This window comes from Rheinheimera faecalis (assembly GCF_021290965.1).
GTDB lineage: Bacteria > Pseudomonadota > Gammaproteobacteria > Enterobacterales > Alteromonadaceae > Pararheinheimera > Pararheinheimera faecalis.
This window is the reverse complement of the sequence record NZ_JAJOYT010000015.1, coordinates 30516-47267: the sequence shown is the minus strand read 5'-3', so window position 1 is coordinate 47267 and position 16752 is coordinate 30516. Positions and strand designations below refer to the sequence as shown.

Here is a 16752-nt window from a genome sequence, read left to right as displayed (position 1 = left end):
TTAAGCCGCCGCTCTATTACACAGCCCTATAGTTATCCAACATAGTATAACTACGTGCATACAAGGCAAAAACAGCAGCAGCCAACAACGCAAAACCGGCAAAGAAGAACATTAAAAATGCGGTTTGCGACAAGCCTGTGGAGGCTACATGCGACAACACTGTTTCACTTCGAATACTGTTATTCGCCAACAAAACCCATAAGTTACCCACTGTTACCGACAACTGCCAAAAGCTGGTGATGGTACCTTTCATCGCAGCTGGTGCCTGGCTGTAGGCAAACTCTAAACCTGTGGCCGATACCAGTACTTCGCCAAAAGTCAGCAGTGCATAAGGCAGCACCTGCCAGACAATAGACATCACAGTGCCACCGTCCATCGCCAGTTGTACTGAACCAATCACAATCCAGCTTAAACCGGCAAAGGCAATACCAGCGCCCATACGGCGTAATGCGGTAATACGCACACCACAACGCTCCAGAAGCGGATACAAGACTATATGGTTAAAAGGGATCAGCAGCATCACCAGCAGCGGGTTTAATGCCTGCATCATGGCGGGTTCAAACCATTCTGGTTTGCTCATGTCATTGGCCTGTAAAATCCAGGTCGAGGCTTTTTGATCAAACAAAGACCAGAAAGGCGTCACCAGTGCAAACAGGATCAGAATACGCAGTACTGAACGCACCCCATCTACGGCTATATCAGGGTGCACACCTCGTGCTCTTTCCAACTGAATAGCTGCGCCAGCACCACCAAAGCCCATCACCAGCACTAAAGCTAAACAAAAGGCTGCGACAAAACCTAAAGTTGGGGTTTGGCTTAAGCTAAACAACGCTAACGCAAAACCTACTAAAGCCAGATAAAATCCGCCATTGGCTTTGCCCGATTCTTTGGAGAATAAGGCAGTTTTCACTACTTTTAAAAAACTATGTGGGTCTTTAGGTTCTGGCGCTATATGCACATAACGTTTGCGGCCTAACCAGAAAAACAAAGTAGCTAATGCCATCAGCACGCCTGGAATACCAAAAGCAACGGCAGCACCAAAGTACTTCAGTGTCAGTGGCATTAATAAGGAGGCGAAAAAGGAGCCGAAGTTAATAGTGAAATAGAAGATATCAAAGGCTTTTTGGGCAAGCTTTTTATTACTCTGGTCAAACTGATCGCCCATAAAGGCCGAAACTAAGGGTTTAATGCCGCCCGAGCCCAGCGCTATCAAAAATAGCCCGGTGTAAAAGCCTTCCTTACTGGTTTCGAACAGGGCCAAAAACAAATGACCAATCACATACACAATGCTCAGCCATAAAATAGTGTTGTATTTACCAAGATAACGGTCAGCTAACCAGCCGCCTAATAAAGGGAAAAAATACACGCCTATCACAAAAGAGTGAAATACGTCCTTGGCTTCACCTGCTCTTAAATGCTCAGGCACAGCAAGTAACAAAGCCGTCATTAAAAAAGGCGTTAAAATATTGCGCATACCGTAGAAGCTGAAACGCTCACAAGCTTCACTGGCAATAATGTAGGGGATTTGTCGTGGCCAACGGGCCTGTTTTACATCTGTGGACATTGGTTTTCCTCTGGCTTGCTCTGTACAAAAGCCGCTTATTTTTTAGTTTTAAGTACAAACCGATACTACCCCATCAGCCGTATATGCCCAAGCAGCGAGCAGAAAAAGCGAAAAAACTGGCTGTGTTGACATCAACTTGCATAGAAAACCAGCAAACAAACCGAATAGATAAAGATGTGGTAAAAAAACGGTTGACGCAAAAAAGTCTGGTGAGCATAATACGCGCCACTTGCTTAGGACAACTAAGACATAGTGGCTACATAGCTCAGCTGGTTAGAGCACAGCACTCATAATGCTGGGGTCGCAGGTTCGATTCCCGCTGTAGCCACCACTTAATTTGTTCGTCCAGTGTTTGCGGAAATGGCGAAATTGGTAGACGCACTGGATTTAGGTTCCAGCGCCGCGAGGCGTGAGAGTTCGAGTCTCTCTTTCCGCACCAAGCAAGTAAGAATTCTGCAGTTTCTGCAGGGGTATAGCCAAGCGGTAAGGCAGCGGGTTTTGATCCCGCCATTCTGGGGTTCGAATCCCTGTACCCCTGCCATTTAATTGAAGTGGCAGTGTAATCATCAAATTACACAATTTTAGCTACAACAGTTCTGCAGGGGTATAGCCAAGCGGTAAGGCAGCGGGTTTTGATCCCGCCATTCTGGGGTTCGAATCCCTGTACCCCTGCCATAAATTGGAACCCAGCTTCGGCTGGGTTTTTTCTTTTCTGTTGTTTCAGTTCTACTATTGGCTAGTTCTGCGAACCCCAAACTGTTTTGCCTTCAGTGGATAACGCACTAAAAGTCACAGTCCATTTGGCTGGTGTTTCATGCCACTGCCGTGATACCACTCCTTCATAACTGCCACTGCCATCCAGCTGAATACTGATCTGCTGATTGACTCCATACACCCAGCTACCGGTTTTCTCACCGCTGATACTGCCATTGGCCAACAAGTTAATACTGAGCGGCTTTTTAATGTCGGCCGAAATATCTTTGCCATGCTCAATCAGCTTGTAGCTGCCAGCTAACTGCTCTGCCGTTACTGTTTTGTCAGTGTTGGCGGCATACCTGTGCGGCGCTACCACTGGCCAGCCATTTTTGTTGATAAACATCTGATGCACCCGCACCTGATGCTGCTCCCCTTGCTGTGGAAAGCGGGTATGGAACATCAGAAAGTACTGACCTGAGCTTTCATCGTAATAAGCCGAGTTATGACCAGGCGAGACATAACCAGTACCAATGCCAGTGCCGGCCTCGCTGCTTTGGCGCTCAAACAGAAAGTTACCCATTAATTTTTCGGCATAAGGCGCTATGCTGGCGTCATCAAACAAAGGCAAAGCCGGGTTGGATTTTACGTCAGCCATTGAATTGCCAAGTGCATCAAAATAAGGGCCTTCAGGATTACTGGATCGCGCTACACGTATGTTGTAGCCACCATTGGCATCCAGGCCACCAAAAGATACAAAGAGGTAATAATAATCGCTGTCAGGGCTGTACAGCACATATCCGCCCTCTATCCGGCTGTGGTTACCCCCCATCAGGTGTTTGCCATAGCCTTGGTCCGGTAAAGGTACTCCTGTTGCTTTATCAAGCTCCAGAATAAACAAGCCGCCCGAATAAGAGCCATACAACATCCACAAGCGGCCGGCTTTATCAAAAAATACATCCGGGTCTACGACGTTCGGATGAATCGTGGCATCGTAAATTGAACCATCTTCGCTGGGTTCGCCCCACATACCGGATTTCAGCAACAGCTGTTGGTTCTTGTAAGGCCCTTCTACTGAGTCTGCCACTGCAATACCTAAAGCCGAGCGTGGCGAATCGCCTTTGCAGGCGTTGTAGTACATATAAAACTTGCCACCAATTTCAATCACATCAGCAGCCCAAAGGGTGGACGTTTGCGCCCAGTCAAAGGTTTCTTTGATTTCAGATGCCGCATTAGGCATCAGCTTATTGTTAGCATTGACGCCATCGGCCACTAAGGTCCAGTTCTGTAAATCGGCAGATTTAGCCGCAGCTAAGTGAGAGCCAAAAATATAGAAGTCTGAACCTACTTTGATCACGGACGGGTCATGCACTGACACATTAGTAAAAGTGGGCGCATTCGTTACAGGTGGAGGTATCACCACTGGCGGTGGATTACCCGAAGTTGGTGGTGTTACAGCGGGTTCAGAACCACTTGAACCGCCACAAGCTGATACCAAAATCAAATTAAGCGCCAGCCATAAAGGCGCTTTTTTAAACTTTACTATTGTCATCATAATCCCCTGTCATATTGGATAGGCCAGCTATGCTGCTGGCTCGTCTGAAACAGACAGAGTTAATAATAATTCAATATTATTGTATTACAAATAAAACTTAATGGCACAAGTCAGACAGCCGCTATGAAGGCCTGCCCTGCTTTTGTGTTCTACGCCGCCAAAACAGATAACCCAGCCCCAATAGCGCCAGTACAGCGGCAGCATAAATCGGCAGCTTAAAAGGCCTGACGGACTGGCGTAATTGCTGTTGCCAGTTGTCGTACTGCCGTTGTTTAGCCGCGACAAAATCCGGTTCAGGACAGGTCTGACCGAATTCAGCCCCCCAACTGACATAAGGCCCTTGTTGCAAATACTGCTGATAATAACCTTGTGCCAGTTCCGGCTGGCGTACTAACAGCCATTTTGTTGAATGACATAAAGTAGCAGCAAAAGCCTGGCTGTTTGGTGGCACAAGCTTCGCTGCTTCAGCAGAGAGTTCAGAGGCCAGTTGTCGGTAATGGAATCTGTTGTTGTAGGTTGAACCTGAACTGCTTAAACGCTGTAACTCTGCTGCAGGCAAAGCCGGTGTTTTCGCATCAAATTCGTAAGGCTCAAACTGACCATAAAACACCTGATAATCGGGCGCCAGTTCAAAACCTAACAACTCCAGGCCATGCTCTCTGGCTAGCTTTGCCTGTTCAAATAAGGCCTGAGCTTTAGCATTGTCAGTCCAGCTGCTTGCCGCCTTTTCTGCATGCTGTTGATAACGCTTTGCCAGTTGCTTTAATTCAGGGTCAACAAAATAGTCTTGTGCCTGTTGATATTCGCCGGCACGCATTAATCGTCTGGCAGTTAAGTGACGCAATAAAACTTCGACTGCTGTATCACTAAAATAATGCCACTGCGCTTTTTCCGGCACTGTGGTTACAGGATGCAAAGCCACAAAGCTTTTTAGCTCGCCCAGCGTTAAAACCCGCTCTGCAATATAAGCCGTATCCTGCCAATACTCAGAACCTGCTGCTGTCAGCAAAGAGATGGCCTGCAGATAATCACCACGGCTTAATTCCAGAATGCCTTGTTCTGCCTGGATCCTGCAGTACTGTTGTGTTTGTAATTCGTCGATAGACGCTTTGCTGTAATAGTCCTGTTGCGCTGCTGGTTTTTCCGCCTGTTTTGCCAATGGCGCAAAAGCTTTGCTGGCCTTGGCGTAAAACTCTGCTGCTTTGGCCGTATCCCCTGCTTTTAAAGCCATTTTTGCCTGCAGCCACCAGGCCTGCGAGCTTTGATCCAGATGAGGCAATAACTGCTTTACCAAAGCAAACTGGCCTTGCTGATAAGCTACTGTGGCAAGTGGTGTGGCATTTTTCAGTTGAATGTCCGGCAGTTGATTTAGCACCGCCAACAATCGCTCTAATTGCTCTGGCTGCAAATAACTTAAAGCACTGAACTGTGTCATCAGGTAACGACTTAATAAAGCCGCCACCGCAGGAGTTTGTACTAAAGGCATTAACTGCTGATCCGGCATTGCCGCCAGTTCTTTACTTAATAGCAATAAGGAAGCGCGGCCACTTTCACTCCAGCGGCTTTGTGCTGCATATAAACCTATGGCGCCCGCCCAGTCACCTTGTTGTTTGGCAAGCTTGGCCTGCTCACCTAAGCTCGCCACAGCCAGCTGCAGAGGATCAGGAAGTCCAGCCGCTACTTCCTGTTGCAACTGATGATACAAAGCTGAAACTTCGGCACTGTGTTCTGTCACATTTTGCTGTAACAAAACCCTTCCTAATGAATACAAAGCCCAGCTGCGTCTTTGCTGCTGTTGCTCTAAAGGTAAAGCCAGCAATTGACGAAACAAGACAGCGGCCTGCTGATAGTCTTTTTGCGCAAAAGCTACAGCTGCTGCGGTATAAAAACCTAATTCAGCAGGTAAAGCTTCACCCACAGATAAAGCCTGCTGCACTGTGCTGCTTTGCCTCATCTGCTGGACTAGCTTTGCCTGGTTGCTGCTCAGCAACTGCTGCTCAGCTTGTTCTGTGGCGCTAATCCACTTGTCATTCTGATAGTCGTATGAGTCTTCAAATACAATTGCGCCGGGTTTGGCTAATACCGCAGAAAGATCAGGCACAGCAGAGGCTAAAGCCTGAATTTCCACTAAAAACACGGGTTCAGGCAGCACAGCAAAAGTCTGGGCTCTGTCCGAACTCAGCATCATTGGAAAGTCTGGTCCACAGGCCAGTACACTGCCAGCTAACATCATGCTGCTAAGCAGTAAGGCCTTGTTAAATTTCAGCATAAAATCATCCTTTAAATGCCCAAAGGGTTAAATTTTGACAAGATGCCCAGCCCAATACTAAGGTTTGCCGGGGTTGCAGCATGGTTTCAGCTTTGGACAACATAAACTGCAGCTGATTTTTGTCTTTTGAAAAGTTGAACTGGTAGCCTGATACAGCATCCGCAGCGCTACATAAAACACCGGACAAGTTGATCCGGGCTGGTAATGGCGCTGCTATAAAACCATGGTTTTCTGCCACCAGTTCAAAGTGAGGCGCTTCGCCACGCAAACTTAATTTCAAGTCAGCAGTGAGTGTTTTACCCGAGCTGACCGCCTGTAATTGGGAATAAGACCAGCTGCGTTTGTCGGATGGCAAAGGTAAACGAAACCAGGCCAGCCCCTGCAACAGCGGCCAGTCTTGCTGTTTCAGCCATAAACTAAAACCCTGCACTGCTAAAGCATCCAGCCATAATTCTTGCCGCTCGCTTTCACTTTGTAATGCTTGTTCACTTTCAACCAGCCAGCCCTGCTCTTGTTTCAGCAAAGCTGAATGATAAGAAGGCACAGCAATATAAAATGGCTTCTGCGCCTCTGCAGCCAGTTGTTGTGTCCATTTTTTGGCTAGTTCAGTCTGAAACAGGCCTTGTTCGGGCGATATCACCGAATGGACCTGTAAGGTCAGTTGATCCGCTTGCTGTTGTAACTCAGGCCAACCCGGCTTGCCTAACCAGTCCGGTAAAGCCGTGATGTTTACAGCCAGAGTCTGGGGCAGAAGCTTACGTAATTGTTTTATCCAGAGAGCATAAGCGCCGAGCTGGCTGCTGGCGCAGTCATAATCCAACTCAAGTTGAGTGACCTTCACACCTTGCTGTTGCCACAATTGCAGCAGCGTCAGCAGTTTTTGCTGCAACACAGTTGTTGGTAAATGTTTGAGCTGACCATCAAGCCGCACCACTAGCTGCACAGCCCGTCCATCTGCAGCAAGCAGAGGTAAATCAACCTTAGCCTGAGTCCAAACCGGGCCAGTTTTTGTCTGATGCAGCTGCAAGGCTAAAACCCTCAATACACTGAAATCAGCTTTGCTTTGGGCCAAAGCTTGCGCATGTTCTGAGTTCCAGACCCGCTGCCAGATATAAATATGCTGAGAAAAAGCAGAATTGCGCTGTGGTATACAAGAGCCCAACACACAAAGGCTTAACAATAGAGTGACGAGTGTGAACTGAAGTTTCAAGCGAAGTACTTATCTATAGAGGTTATGGCTTAAGTATAAGGCCCTGCATTGCTGCAGGGCCATAGCTTTTGACTAGAAACTATCAGCAGTGATTTCCACTTGTGTGACTTCACCATAACTTTTGGCGATGTCTTTAATGGTTTCAGCTTTGCCAATCAGCACAAATTGCAGCTGCTCTTTAGGAAAGTAGCTATTGATCAGACGTTTGCTTTCAGCCACTGTCAGTTGATCCACTTTGCTTTGGAAGCTGTTGATAAAGTCCTGATTAAAACCATAGAGGTACATATCGCCTAACAAGCCAGCTAAGGCTGTATTGGTTTCAAAACGAGGTGGGAACTGGCCTTTGACATAAGCTTTGGCGGAGTCCAGCGTGGCTTGATCTATGCCCTTATCCCATAAGCGCTGATAAGTTTTTAGCGCTAAATCCACGGCTGCTTTGGTACTTTCAGTTTTGGTAAAACTGCCGATGCTAAATGTGCCGCTGGCAGAATAACGTTCAAAACCTGAGCCTGCACCATAAGTTAAACCAGAATTCACCCGCAGCTCATCATTCAGCCAGGAGGTAAAACGGCCACCCAAAACTGTATTGACCACTGAGATACCGACATAATCCGGGTTATCTTGCTTAACACCTACACCACCAATACTAAAAGTGGTTTCTATCGCATCGGCTTTATTCACCAGCAGCACTTTGGATTTGCTGGTTTGAGGTAAAGCAGCAGTTAAATCAGGTTGTGTCACTGCTGCGCCATTTTTCCAACTGGCAAAGAGTTTTTGTAGCTGCGCTTTCATCACTGCAGGTTTGAAGTCGCCCACTATGCTGATGGCTGTATTAGCAGGCTGATAAAAGCTCTGGTGGAAATCTTTCACTTGCTGCTGGCTGATGCTTTTTAACGACTCCGCAGTACCAGAAGTAGCGTTACCGTAAGGGTGAGATTCAAATACCAGCTTATTAAAGTACTGGTCGATCACCATACGTGGGCTTTCTTTAGCCTGAGCCACAGCGGCTATTTGGCGGGCTTTTAACTTATCAAACTCAGCCACATCAAAACCGGGTTGAGTCAGCACCATATGCAGCACAGACAGCATTTGTTCAGCGTCTTTGGCCATAAAATCAGCCCGTAGACTGGAACCTTCCATTGAACCATTGCTGTTTAAACTGGCGCCTAAAAAGTCGACCAGTTGTTCAATTTCAGCTTTGGTTTTACCGCCTGCGCCTAACAATAAAGCCTGACTGGTCAACTGTGATAAACCAGCAACTTTGTCATTGACTGCACCAGCACGTACTGTGGCCTGCACTGTAATTAATGGCACTTCATGTTGGGGCAATAAAAAGACGGTCAGGCCATTATCCAGCTTCAATTGTTCATAAGCTGGCATTTGGAAGCTGCTTTGGCTCTTTGTTTGCTCTGCCATAACCGGCAAGGCAAAAACAAAAGAGCTGATTAAAACCAGCGCCGCCGCTTTGGGAGTTTTAGTGAAATAGCTCATAGATCTTTATCCTCAGCAGAGTCCAGCACAGCAACAGTGCGGTTGGATTTTTTCAGGTAACTTTGTGCCACCCGCTGAATATCAGCAGGGGTGACTTTTTGATAGTTTTTCGGTGCATCAAACAACTTCTGATAGCTGCCAAAATACAGCTCGTAGGTGCCGATAATATCGGCTTTACCATTGATGGTTTCCATTTCACGGTAGAACTGCATCAGCTTTTGGTTTTTGGCTTTTTCAAGCTCAGCTTGAGTTACACCTTCTTTGGCGACTTTATTAACAACGCCAATCAGCGCTGTCTCGAGATCCGCAGCTTTAACACCAGGATTGGCGACAGCCATCAGATAAAACAGGTTTGGGTCAAAGGACATAGGCAAATAGCTAAACACATCCACGGCCAGTTCTTTGTCGACCAGGCCCTGATACAAACGTGAGCTGTTACCTTCACCTAAAATGGAGTTCAGTAAATCCAGTGCATAATAATCCGGGCTGGAGCTAGCCGGAATATGAAAACCTAACAGCAAGTTAGGGCTGGTGACTGAGGCTTTTTGCACATAAACACGACGTTCGCCTTTTTGCTCTGGCTCGACTGTGCGCACAGCGTCGGGTTTAGGCTGAGCCGGAATAGGCTCCAGATACTGCTCTGCCAGCTTTTTTACTTCAGAGAGTTTTACATCCCCTGTTACAACCATCACTGCGTTGTTTGGCGCGTAATAGGTTTTGTGATAACGCTTTAAGTCATCCAAAGTCCAGGCTTTGATGTCCGACTCATGCCCAATCACAGACCAGCTGTAGGGATGAGCGTGAAAAGCTACGCCTTTCATTTCTTCCTGAATAGTCCGAAAGTTGGAGTTTTCAAGACCAGTAGTACGTTCAGAAGCCACTACGCCTCGTTCGCTTTCAACCATTTTGGCATTGATATCCAAATGGCCTATACGGTCGGCTTCTAAATCAAAAATAGTCTCCAACGCATTGGCAGGGAACCAGTTGGTATAAACAGTTAAATCTTCAGTGGTGTAGGCATTGTTAGCGCCACCAGCAGCTTCCATAGTGCGGTCAAACATCTTTGGACCGTACTTTTTCGCGCCGTTAAACATCATATGTTCAAAGAAATGGGAGATGCCTGTAATGCCTGGGTATTCGTTGCGTGAACCTACTTTCCAGAATAAATAACTGTTGGCATTGGGAATAGACGCATCTTCCAGCACCAGAATTTTCATACCATTTTTAAGCGTAAAACTTTGAATATCTTTGGCTTCTGTTGCTTGTGCAGAACTGAACACCAGTCCGAGCATCAGCGCCAAAGCTGAATGTTTTAACCTCATACCTTCTCCCTGCCCTTTTTCTGAAAGAGAATTACAAAAGGTTAAGACTAAACGAAAAACAAAAACGCCCTGCAACAAAATTGTTACAAGGCGTGAACAGTAGAGGTTAACGGAACAATGAGTTAGTCGGGCTTATCCTGCGCAAAATCTAACTGGCCTTTGTCTGTCCAGTACACAGGCCGCACACGAGTATGTCTATTGCCATCCTGCAATGGATTGCCCTGAATTTCTTTGTAATCACGGGCGTGATACAGCATTAAATCGGTGACGCCATCTTCGGCCAACACAAAGCTGTTATGGCCAGGGCCAAAACGTTTCAGGCTGTCGTTGGTGTAAAACACCGGTTTGGGCGCTTTGGTCCAGTTTTCGGTCTTCAATAAATCTGCATCTGCTGAAGCACTCAGCAAGCCCATAGCGTAGCGGTGATCGGTGGCACTGGCTGAATAGGCCAGCCAGACTTTGCCGTTTTTAATCAGCACTGCAGGCCCTTCATTGACCTTATAACCCAAGACCTCCCAGTCAAGAAGCGGTTCTGTCAGTAAAGTAGCGGGTAATTCAAGCTCTGTGGCGCTACGCATTTTAGCTATCCACAAAGCGCTGTTATAACTTTTGTTTTTATCCTGCTGTGCCCAGACCAGATAATGCTTCCCCTGATGCTCAAAGTGAGTCGCATCCAGATTAAAACTATCCCAGCCTGTATTCAGCGGCCCCAGCTCTTGCCACTGCCCTTGTAATGGATCGGCAGAGCTGTTTTTCAGCACATAAGTGCGGATATGAAAAGCTTCTTCGCTCTTTCCGGCAGCAAAGTAGATATACCAGCTGCCGTCTATACGGTGCAGCTCAGGCGCCCAGATATTAGCGCTCATAGGGCCTTTATCTTTTTTGCGCCAAATCACTTTAGGTGCTGCTTGTGCTAAGCCTTTAATGCTTGAACTATGGCGTAACTCAATACGATCAAACTCCGGCACTGAAGCTGTGAAATAGTAAGAATCTGCTGCAGCGCGATAGACCCAGGGATCGGCGCGGTTTTTAATCAGAGGTTCTGCGTCTTGCGCAAGCAGGTTAAAACTCAGCAGGCTTATCAGTAAAAAACTACAGAGCCTCCACATAACCACCTCCACTTTTTTGCAAAGCAACCCAATCCAGCACCGCCAATTCTGATTCAGGCAAGCCCTGATAAGGTGACTGATAAATCAATAAACTGCCGGCATCAGGCTCAGCCTGTAACTGTTCTTCGGTTAAACCCTGACGGGCTGTAGTAACAAACAGCAGGTCCAGTTCAGGCCCGCCAAAAGCCAAACAAGTCGGCTGACTGACAGGTAAAAGATGCAATGCAGTTTGCTGCCCTGATGGCGAATAACGGGCTATCGCAGCACCGCCCCATAAAGCACAAAGCAGATGATCCTCTGCATCTATTACAGCGCCATCAGGTTCTGCGCCTGTGGGCACTTTGGCAAAAAAATGCGGCTGACTTACAGAACCTTGAACCGCATCAAAGCCATAAGAATAAATCACACCTGTCGGTGAGTCGGCGTGATACATCAAGTTGCTGTTTTTATTCCAGCACAGGCTATTTGGAATGTGTAAATCAGTAATCATCGCATGACAGCCTTGCTGATCCAGCCGGTATAAAGTGCCATGCTGGCCGTGATCCTGCTCTTTCATAGTGCCAGCCCAAAACCTGCCCTGACGGTCTATACGGCCATCGTTCATGCGATTGCCGGATAAATGAGTTTCAGGTTTAACCAACCAAAAGATGTCCTGACTTGCAGGTTGATACAAAGCAAAACCAGATTCAAAAGCCACCAGCATCGAATAGTCAGAGCGCATTGAGTCATTTGGATTTAATAAAGCAAAACAGCTGATACGTTCAGGCAGCGGATAGGTATTTAACTGCAGTGAAGGCCAAAACAGCTGATATAAAAAGCGGCCATGAATGTCAGTCCACCAGACCGACTGGCTGGCGCTGTGCCAGACAATGCCTTCACCTAATTTGTTTTTAAGCGGAATGCTGTGCAATAAAGTCAGTTCGGTCATGCTTTGCTCACTGCATTATTCTGCAATTTTTTACTCAGTAGCTTTTGCAAAGCGATAAAGAAAAACAGCAGACCGCCTATCACTATTTTGCTCCACCAGCTGCTTAAGCTGCCGTCAAAATTGATATAGGTTTGAATAAGGCCCATCAGCAATACACCCAACACAGTGCCGATAATAAAACCACTGCCACCTGTCAGTAAGGTGCCACCTATCACCACAGCAGCTATCGCATCCAGTTCGACACCTACAGCAGCGAGCGCATAACCTGAGTAAGTATAAAAACTAAAAATAATACCGGCCATAGCAGCCAGCATACTGCTTGAGGCATACAACAAAATGGTAGTACGGGCGACAGGAACCCCCATCAGTTGGGCCGATTGGCTATTGCCACCCAAGGCATAGACATAAGAGCCAAAGCGGCTGTAGTGAGTAAGTACCAACATCAGTAGCACCAGGGCTATGGTCAGTAAAGAGGTAGCGCCCAGCCAACCACCATCCGGCAGCTCCAGCCCAAACTCGGCCACTGCATCATAAAAAGGATGTTCAATAGCGACAGACTCTTCACTGAGTAAGGTTGCCACACCCCGGGCTAAAAACATGCCCGCCAAAGTGACGATAAAAGGCTGTAGCTGGTAATACTGAATTAAAGCGCCCATACCAGCACCAAACAGCGCCGCACAAGGCAATATCACAGCAAAAGCGAGCAGTGGATGCCATTGATAAGGTCCAATAAGCAAGGCCGCCGCCACACCACTTAACGCAATAACAGAACCCACTGATAAATCTATACCGCCAGATAAAATCACCAGTGTCATACCCAAAGCTGTGACCAGCAAAAAGGCATTGTCGCTAATTAAGTTAGTAACCACTCGCAGACTGGCAAACCCATCAAACTGGCTGGCACCAGCGCCAAACATCAACAACACCAGAGCAAAGGTGATCCACAAAGGTAAATAAGTGCGGGACATCAGGCTTTTCCTCCACGCAGCTTGCCAAAACTAAACAAGGTTTTAAGTTGATGACGAAACAGTTCAGACTGCAACATCAGCACAAGCAATATCACTAAGGCTTTAATTAATAAATTAAATTTAGAAGGTAAACCACTGACCACTATGGTGGTGCTTAAGGCCTGAATAATCAGCACTCCTATTACGGCACGAGGCAAAGAAAAACGCCCGCCTGTTAAAGCCGCACCGCCTATAACCACAGCTAAAATCGCATCCAGCTCTAACCATAAACCTGCGTTATTGGCGTCCGAGCCCTGAATATCAGCTGTAGCTATAATACCGGCCAAAGCTGCGCAGCCACCGGCCAGTAAATACACAGTCAGCTTAATGCCTCTGTCATCTATGCCCAAATAACGGCTGGCTTTGGCATTGCAACCTACAGCTTCAATAAATAAGCCCAAAGCTGTGCGTCGCAATAGCAACTGCATAATAAGCAGCGCCAGCAATACCAGCCAGACAGGTATTGGTAAGCCTAAAAAGGAGCCTGAACCTAAAGCGGCAAAGTCAGGGTTCTGAAAGGTGACAATCTGGCCTTGGTTTAATAGCTGGGCCACACCACGCCCTGCCACCATCAGCACTAAAGTCGCCACTATAGGCTGAATGCCGAGATAACTGACCATAAAGCCATTCACCAAGCCACAAGCTAAACCTGTCAGAACAGCCAGGCCTATCACAGCAGGAATGGACCAGTCCCCCAGCACTAATAAGTTAGCGCACACTGCGCCGCAAATCGCCATCACAGCGCCAACCGACAGATCAATACCACCAGTGGCTATGACTAAACTCATGCCGATGGCCAGCAAAGCCACTGGTGCACTGCGATTTAAAATATCAATCAAAGGCCCATACAAGCGGCCATCTTGCCATTGCAGTGAAAAAAACTGTGGGTCTAACAGCAAATTCACCAGCAATAACAAAGCTAAAGCCAGTAACGGATAGAGGTATAAGCTAAATTGATGCGCCGACTGGCCCGGGCTATAACGCGCCTGCCTGGCAGCTTTTAGTTGATCGGCTTTTGATTGATCTTGGTGGGTCTGTTCCACTACAGCTCCTTCGGCTCTCATACGCTGGCTCCCGCAATAGCAGCCATAATGCGATCCGGGTTCAGATCCTCACCACTTAGCTCTGCTACTTTTTTCCGGTCACGCATGACCACAATTTTGCTGGAAAAGGCGGTGAGTTCTTCCAACTCGGATGAGGTGACCAATAAAGACATGCCCTGCTGACAAAGCTGCCGGATCAGCTGCAATATTTCAGCATGAGCACCAATGTCGATGCCACGGGTAGGTTCGTCCAGTAACAACAACTGGGGTTCCACGGCCAGCCAGCGTGCCAGAATCACTTTTTGCTGATTGCCACCACTGAGCTGACCTATAGCTTTGTCGGCGTCCGGCGTGGCGATTTGCAGTTTTTCAATATAAAAATCAGCCAGTTGCTGCTGTTTCTTTTTCGAAATCACCCGCCACCAGCCTTGTTTGGCCTGCAGCGCTAAGCTGATATTTTCACGGATGGATAAAGGCGCAATCATGCCCTGGGATTTACGATCTTCAGGACAAAGCGCAATACCAAGGGCTATGGCTTGTGCCGGATTACTCAGTTTAATGGGCGAACCTGCAAAACTTAAGGTGCCACTATCGGCTTGATCCAAACCAAATAGCAGACGACAAATTTCAGTACGACCCGAACCTAATAAACCCGCTAAACCCACAGCCTGGCCCGCAGGTAAATCCAGATCCAGCTGTTGCACAGACTGGCCAGAGCTTAACTGCCGCGCTGTTAAAATAGATTCTGAGTGTTCCACTGCCTGACAAGGTGCCTGATGACGCTGCTGACACAGCTCTTTACCCAGCATAGCGGCAATCAATTCGGCTTTATTTAAATGGGCAGTCTGGTATTCACCGACAAAACAACCGTTACGCATGACCGTAATCCGGTCACTGATTTGATAAACCTGATCCAAAAAGTGAGTAATAAAAACAATGGCCACACCTTGTTGTTTCAACTGGCGCAGCACCTGAAATAAAACCTGAACTTCATCGGCATCTAAACTGGCGGTGGGTTCATCCAGCACCAGCACTTTGGTACAAGCTGCACCACGTTTAGGGGCTATACCACGGGCAATAGCCACCAACTGCTGCACTGCGACTGAGAACTCAGACAAAGGCGCAGTCACGTTGATATCAAGGCCGAACGTGCTTAATAATTGCCTGGCCTGCGCTGCCATGGCTTTTTTATCTATCAGGCCAAAACGCTTAGGTTCTGAACCTAAAAACAGGTTATGAGCTACCGATAAATTCGGCAGTAAATTCACTTCCTGATACACAGTGCTGATACCAGCTTTCTGCGCATCTTTGGGTGAATCAAAACTTTGAGCTGTAGAATCCAGCAGCATCTCGCCTGCATCTTTTTGCAGCACACCTGTCATCACTTTGACTAAAGTGGATTTACCGGCGCCATTTTCACCCAATAAGGCATGCACTTCACCGGCATATAAACTCAGCTGGGCTTGCTGCAACGCTTTTACACCTGGGAAGTTTTTGTTTATCTGCCGCAGTTGCAGCACTGGTTGTGCTGCGGTATTCATCTGATTAGACATCAGGACCTCCTGAAAGCCAGCCATGCAGGCTGGCGTTACAAAATTAATTACTTCAGGCGTCTTTTTTCATATTCAGCTGCAGCCGTATCCTGCAGGAATAAATCCCCTGTGGTACGGATCAGCTTTTCTGTGTCTTTTTTACCTTTCAGATAAGCTTCAATCACATCAAAAGCCGGGCCACCTAAATGCGGGTTCAGCTCCACTGTGGCATTGGCGTCACCATCCGCCATGGCTTTAAAGTAATCAGGTACAGCATCCACAGACACCACCAGCAAATCTTTGCCTGGCTTTAAGCCAGCTTCTTTTATCGCCTGAATAGCGCCTAAGGCCATTTCATCGTTATGAGCCCAGAGTGCACAAATGCCTTTGCCACCCTGCTCTGCTTTGAGCAAAGACTCCATCACTTCTTTGCCTTTGGCACGGGTAAATTCTGCGGTTTGACTGCGGACAATTTTGGCTTGTGGGTGTTTTGCCAACACTTCGTTAAAACCTTTAGCGCGGTCTATGGCTGCAGTAGCACCGACTGTGCCTTGCAGCTCAATGATATTGCACTGCTTTTGAGCCGCAGGTTGGCTCATTAACCAGGTCGCCGCTTTGCGGCCTTCTTCAACAAAGTCGGAGGCGATACGGGTGACAAATAACGATTCGTCCTGCACTTGCACATTACGATCGACGATGACCACGGGAATGCGGGCACGTTTGGCTTCTTTTAACACAGGGGTCCAGCCGGTTTCGACCACTGGAGCTATGATAATGGCGTCCACACCCTGAGCAATAAAACTGCGCACCGCTTTGATTTGGTTTTCCTGTTTTTGCTGCGCATCAGAAAACTTCAGATCGATGCCGCGTTTTTTTGCTTCAGCTTTAACAGACTCGGAAAAACTGGTACGCCAGCCGCTTTCCGACCCGACCTGAGCAAAACCTACAGTGGTGGCAAAACTGCTGTGACAAACTAAACACAGGCCCAAACCTGCAACTATGGATTTGATCTTCATACGTCGACTCCCC

12 protein-coding genes and 4 tRNA genes are annotated in these 16752 nt (G+C 47.5%); 4 read left to right on the top strand and 12 right to left on the bottom strand.

The features are described 5' to 3' along the window. Nucleotides 1-16: 16 nt before the first annotated feature. Nucleotides 17-1564 (bottom strand): POT-type proton-dependent oligopeptide transporter, encoded by a 1548-nt coding sequence (locus LSG34_RS18600; protein ID WP_233010718.1) that lies wholly within the window; start codon nt 1562-1564, stop codon nt 17-19. A gap of 254 nt (nt 1565-1818) precedes the next feature. Here LSG34_RS18600 and LSG34_RS18595 point away from each other — a divergent pair. From LSG34_RS18595 to LSG34_RS18580, 4 genes are all read left to right on the top strand, one after another. Continuing rightward, nucleotides 1819-1895: transfer RNA gene (locus LSG34_RS18595), tRNA-Met, on the top strand. Nucleotides 1896-1918: 23 nt separating this feature from the next. Beyond that, nucleotides 1919-2003, top strand: a tRNA-Leu gene (locus LSG34_RS18590). A 27-nt stretch (nt 2004-2030) separates the two neighbouring features. Beyond that, nucleotides 2031-2105: transfer RNA gene (locus LSG34_RS18585), tRNA-Gln, on the top strand. A 59-nt stretch (nt 2106-2164) separates the two neighbouring features. Then, nucleotides 2165-2239, top strand: a tRNA-Gln gene (locus LSG34_RS18580). A 61-nt stretch (nt 2240-2300) separates the two neighbouring features. Here LSG34_RS18580 and LSG34_RS18575 read toward each other — a convergent pair. From LSG34_RS18575 to LSG34_RS18525, 11 genes are all read right to left on the bottom strand, one after another. Beyond that, nucleotides 2301-3809 (bottom strand): glycoside hydrolase family 43 protein, encoded by a 1509-nt coding sequence (locus LSG34_RS18575; RefSeq protein WP_269822969.1) that lies wholly within the window; start codon nt 3807-3809, stop codon nt 2301-2303. Between the two features lie 124 nt (nt 3810-3933). Further along, on the bottom strand, nt 3934-6081 hold the full coding sequence (locus LSG34_RS18570; RefSeq protein WP_233010716.1) for a hypothetical protein: 2148 nt from the start codon (nt 6079-6081) through the stop codon (nt 3934-3936). Between the two features lie 4 nt (nt 6082-6085). Beyond that, on the bottom strand, nt 6086-7291 hold the full coding sequence (locus tag LSG34_RS18565; RefSeq protein ID WP_233010714.1) for a DUF3142 domain-containing protein: 1206 nt from the start codon (nt 7289-7291) through the stop codon (nt 6086-6088). A 72-nt stretch (nt 7292-7363) separates the two neighbouring features. Beyond that, the gene (locus LSG34_RS18560; RefSeq protein WP_233010712.1) at nt 7364-8782 is read right to left on the bottom strand and encodes a M16 family metallopeptidase; all 1419 of its coding nucleotides are present in this window, start codon (nt 8780-8782) and stop codon (nt 7364-7366) included. Continuing rightward, complete coding sequence (locus LSG34_RS18555) at nt 8779-10104, bottom strand: M16 family metallopeptidase (RefSeq protein ID WP_233010710.1); 1326 nt, start codon at nt 10102-10104, stop codon at nt 8779-8781. Before LSG34_RS18555 ends, LSG34_RS18560 begins: the two co-directional genes overlap by 4 nt. A 122-nt stretch (nt 10105-10226) precedes the next feature. Continuing rightward, nucleotides 10227-11213, bottom strand: a complete 987-nt coding sequence (locus tag LSG34_RS18550) for a glycoside hydrolase family 43 protein (protein ID WP_233010707.1) — start codon at nt 11211-11213, stop codon at nt 10227-10229. Then, nucleotides 11197-12141 carry an SMP-30/gluconolactonase/LRE family protein gene (locus LSG34_RS18545; RefSeq protein ID WP_233010705.1) on the bottom strand — a complete coding sequence of 315 codons (945 nt, stop codon included), beginning with the start codon at nt 12139-12141 and terminating at the stop codon, nt 11197-11199. Before LSG34_RS18545 ends, LSG34_RS18550 begins: the two co-directional genes overlap by 17 nt. Continuing rightward, complete coding sequence (gene yjfF, locus LSG34_RS18540) at nt 12138-13109, bottom strand: galactofuranose ABC transporter, permease protein YjfF (RefSeq protein WP_233010703.1); 972 nt, start codon at nt 13107-13109, stop codon at nt 12138-12140. Before yjfF ends, LSG34_RS18545 begins: the two co-directional genes overlap by 4 nt. Then, nucleotides 13109-14212, bottom strand: coding sequence for an ABC transporter permease (locus LSG34_RS18535; protein ID WP_233010701.1), 1104 nt, complete (start codon nt 14210-14212; stop codon nt 13109-13111). The genes yjfF and LSG34_RS18535 overlap by 1 nt, the downstream gene beginning before the upstream one ends. Beyond that, nucleotides 14209-15744, bottom strand: coding sequence for a sugar ABC transporter ATP-binding protein (locus LSG34_RS18530; RefSeq protein ID WP_233010700.1), 1536 nt, complete (start codon nt 15742-15744; stop codon nt 14209-14211). Before LSG34_RS18530 ends, LSG34_RS18535 begins: the two co-directional genes overlap by 4 nt. Before the next feature lie 47 nt (nt 15745-15791). Further along, nucleotides 15792-16739 carry an ABC transporter substrate-binding protein gene (locus LSG34_RS18525; RefSeq protein WP_269822968.1) on the bottom strand — a complete coding sequence of 316 codons (948 nt, stop codon included), beginning with the start codon at nt 16737-16739 and terminating at the stop codon, nt 15792-15794. Between the last annotated feature and the right edge of the window lie 13 nt (nt 16740-16752).

Excerpts from the sequence above, each read along its gene's own strand:
- LSG34_RS18535 (WP_233010701.1), bottom strand. The coding sequence starts at position 14,212 with ATGAGAGCCGAAGGAGCTGTAGTGGAACAGACCCACCAAGATCAATCA.
- LSG34_RS18570 (WP_233010716.1), bottom strand. The coding sequence starts at position 6,081 with ATGCTGAAATTTAACAAGGCCTTACTGCTTAGCAGCATGATGTTAGCT.
- LSG34_RS18600 (WP_233010718.1), bottom strand. The coding sequence starts at position 1,564 with ATGTCCACAGATGTAAAACAGGCCCGTTGGCCACGACAAATCCCCTAC.
- LSG34_RS18555 (WP_233010710.1), bottom strand. The coding sequence starts at position 10,104 with ATGAGGTTAAAACATTCAGCTTTGGCGCTGATGCTCGGACTGGTGTTC.
- LSG34_RS18530 (WP_233010700.1), bottom strand. The coding sequence starts at position 15,744 with ATGTCTAATCAGATGAATACCGCAGCACAACCAGTGCTGCAACTGCGG.
- LSG34_RS18550 (WP_233010707.1), bottom strand. The coding sequence starts at position 11,213 with ATGTGGAGGCTCTGTAGTTTTTTACTGATAAGCCTGCTGAGTTTTAAC.
- LSG34_RS18545 (WP_233010705.1), bottom strand. The coding sequence starts at position 12,141 with ATGACCGAACTGACTTTATTGCACAGCATTCCGCTTAAAAACAAATTA.
- LSG34_RS18525 (WP_269822968.1), bottom strand. The coding sequence starts at position 16,739 with ATGAAGATCAAATCCATAGTTGCAGGTTTGGGCCTGTGTTTAGTTTGT.
- yjfF (WP_233010703.1), bottom strand. The coding sequence starts at position 13,109 with ATGTCCCGCACTTATTTACCTTTGTGGATCACCTTTGCTCTGGTGTTG.
- LSG34_RS18575 (WP_269822969.1), bottom strand. The coding sequence starts at position 3,809 with ATGACAATAGTAAAGTTTAAAAAAGCGCCTTTATGGCTGGCGCTTAAT.
- LSG34_RS18560 (WP_233010712.1), bottom strand. The coding sequence starts at position 8,782 with ATGAGCTATTTCACTAAAACTCCCAAAGCGGCGGCGCTGGTTTTAATC.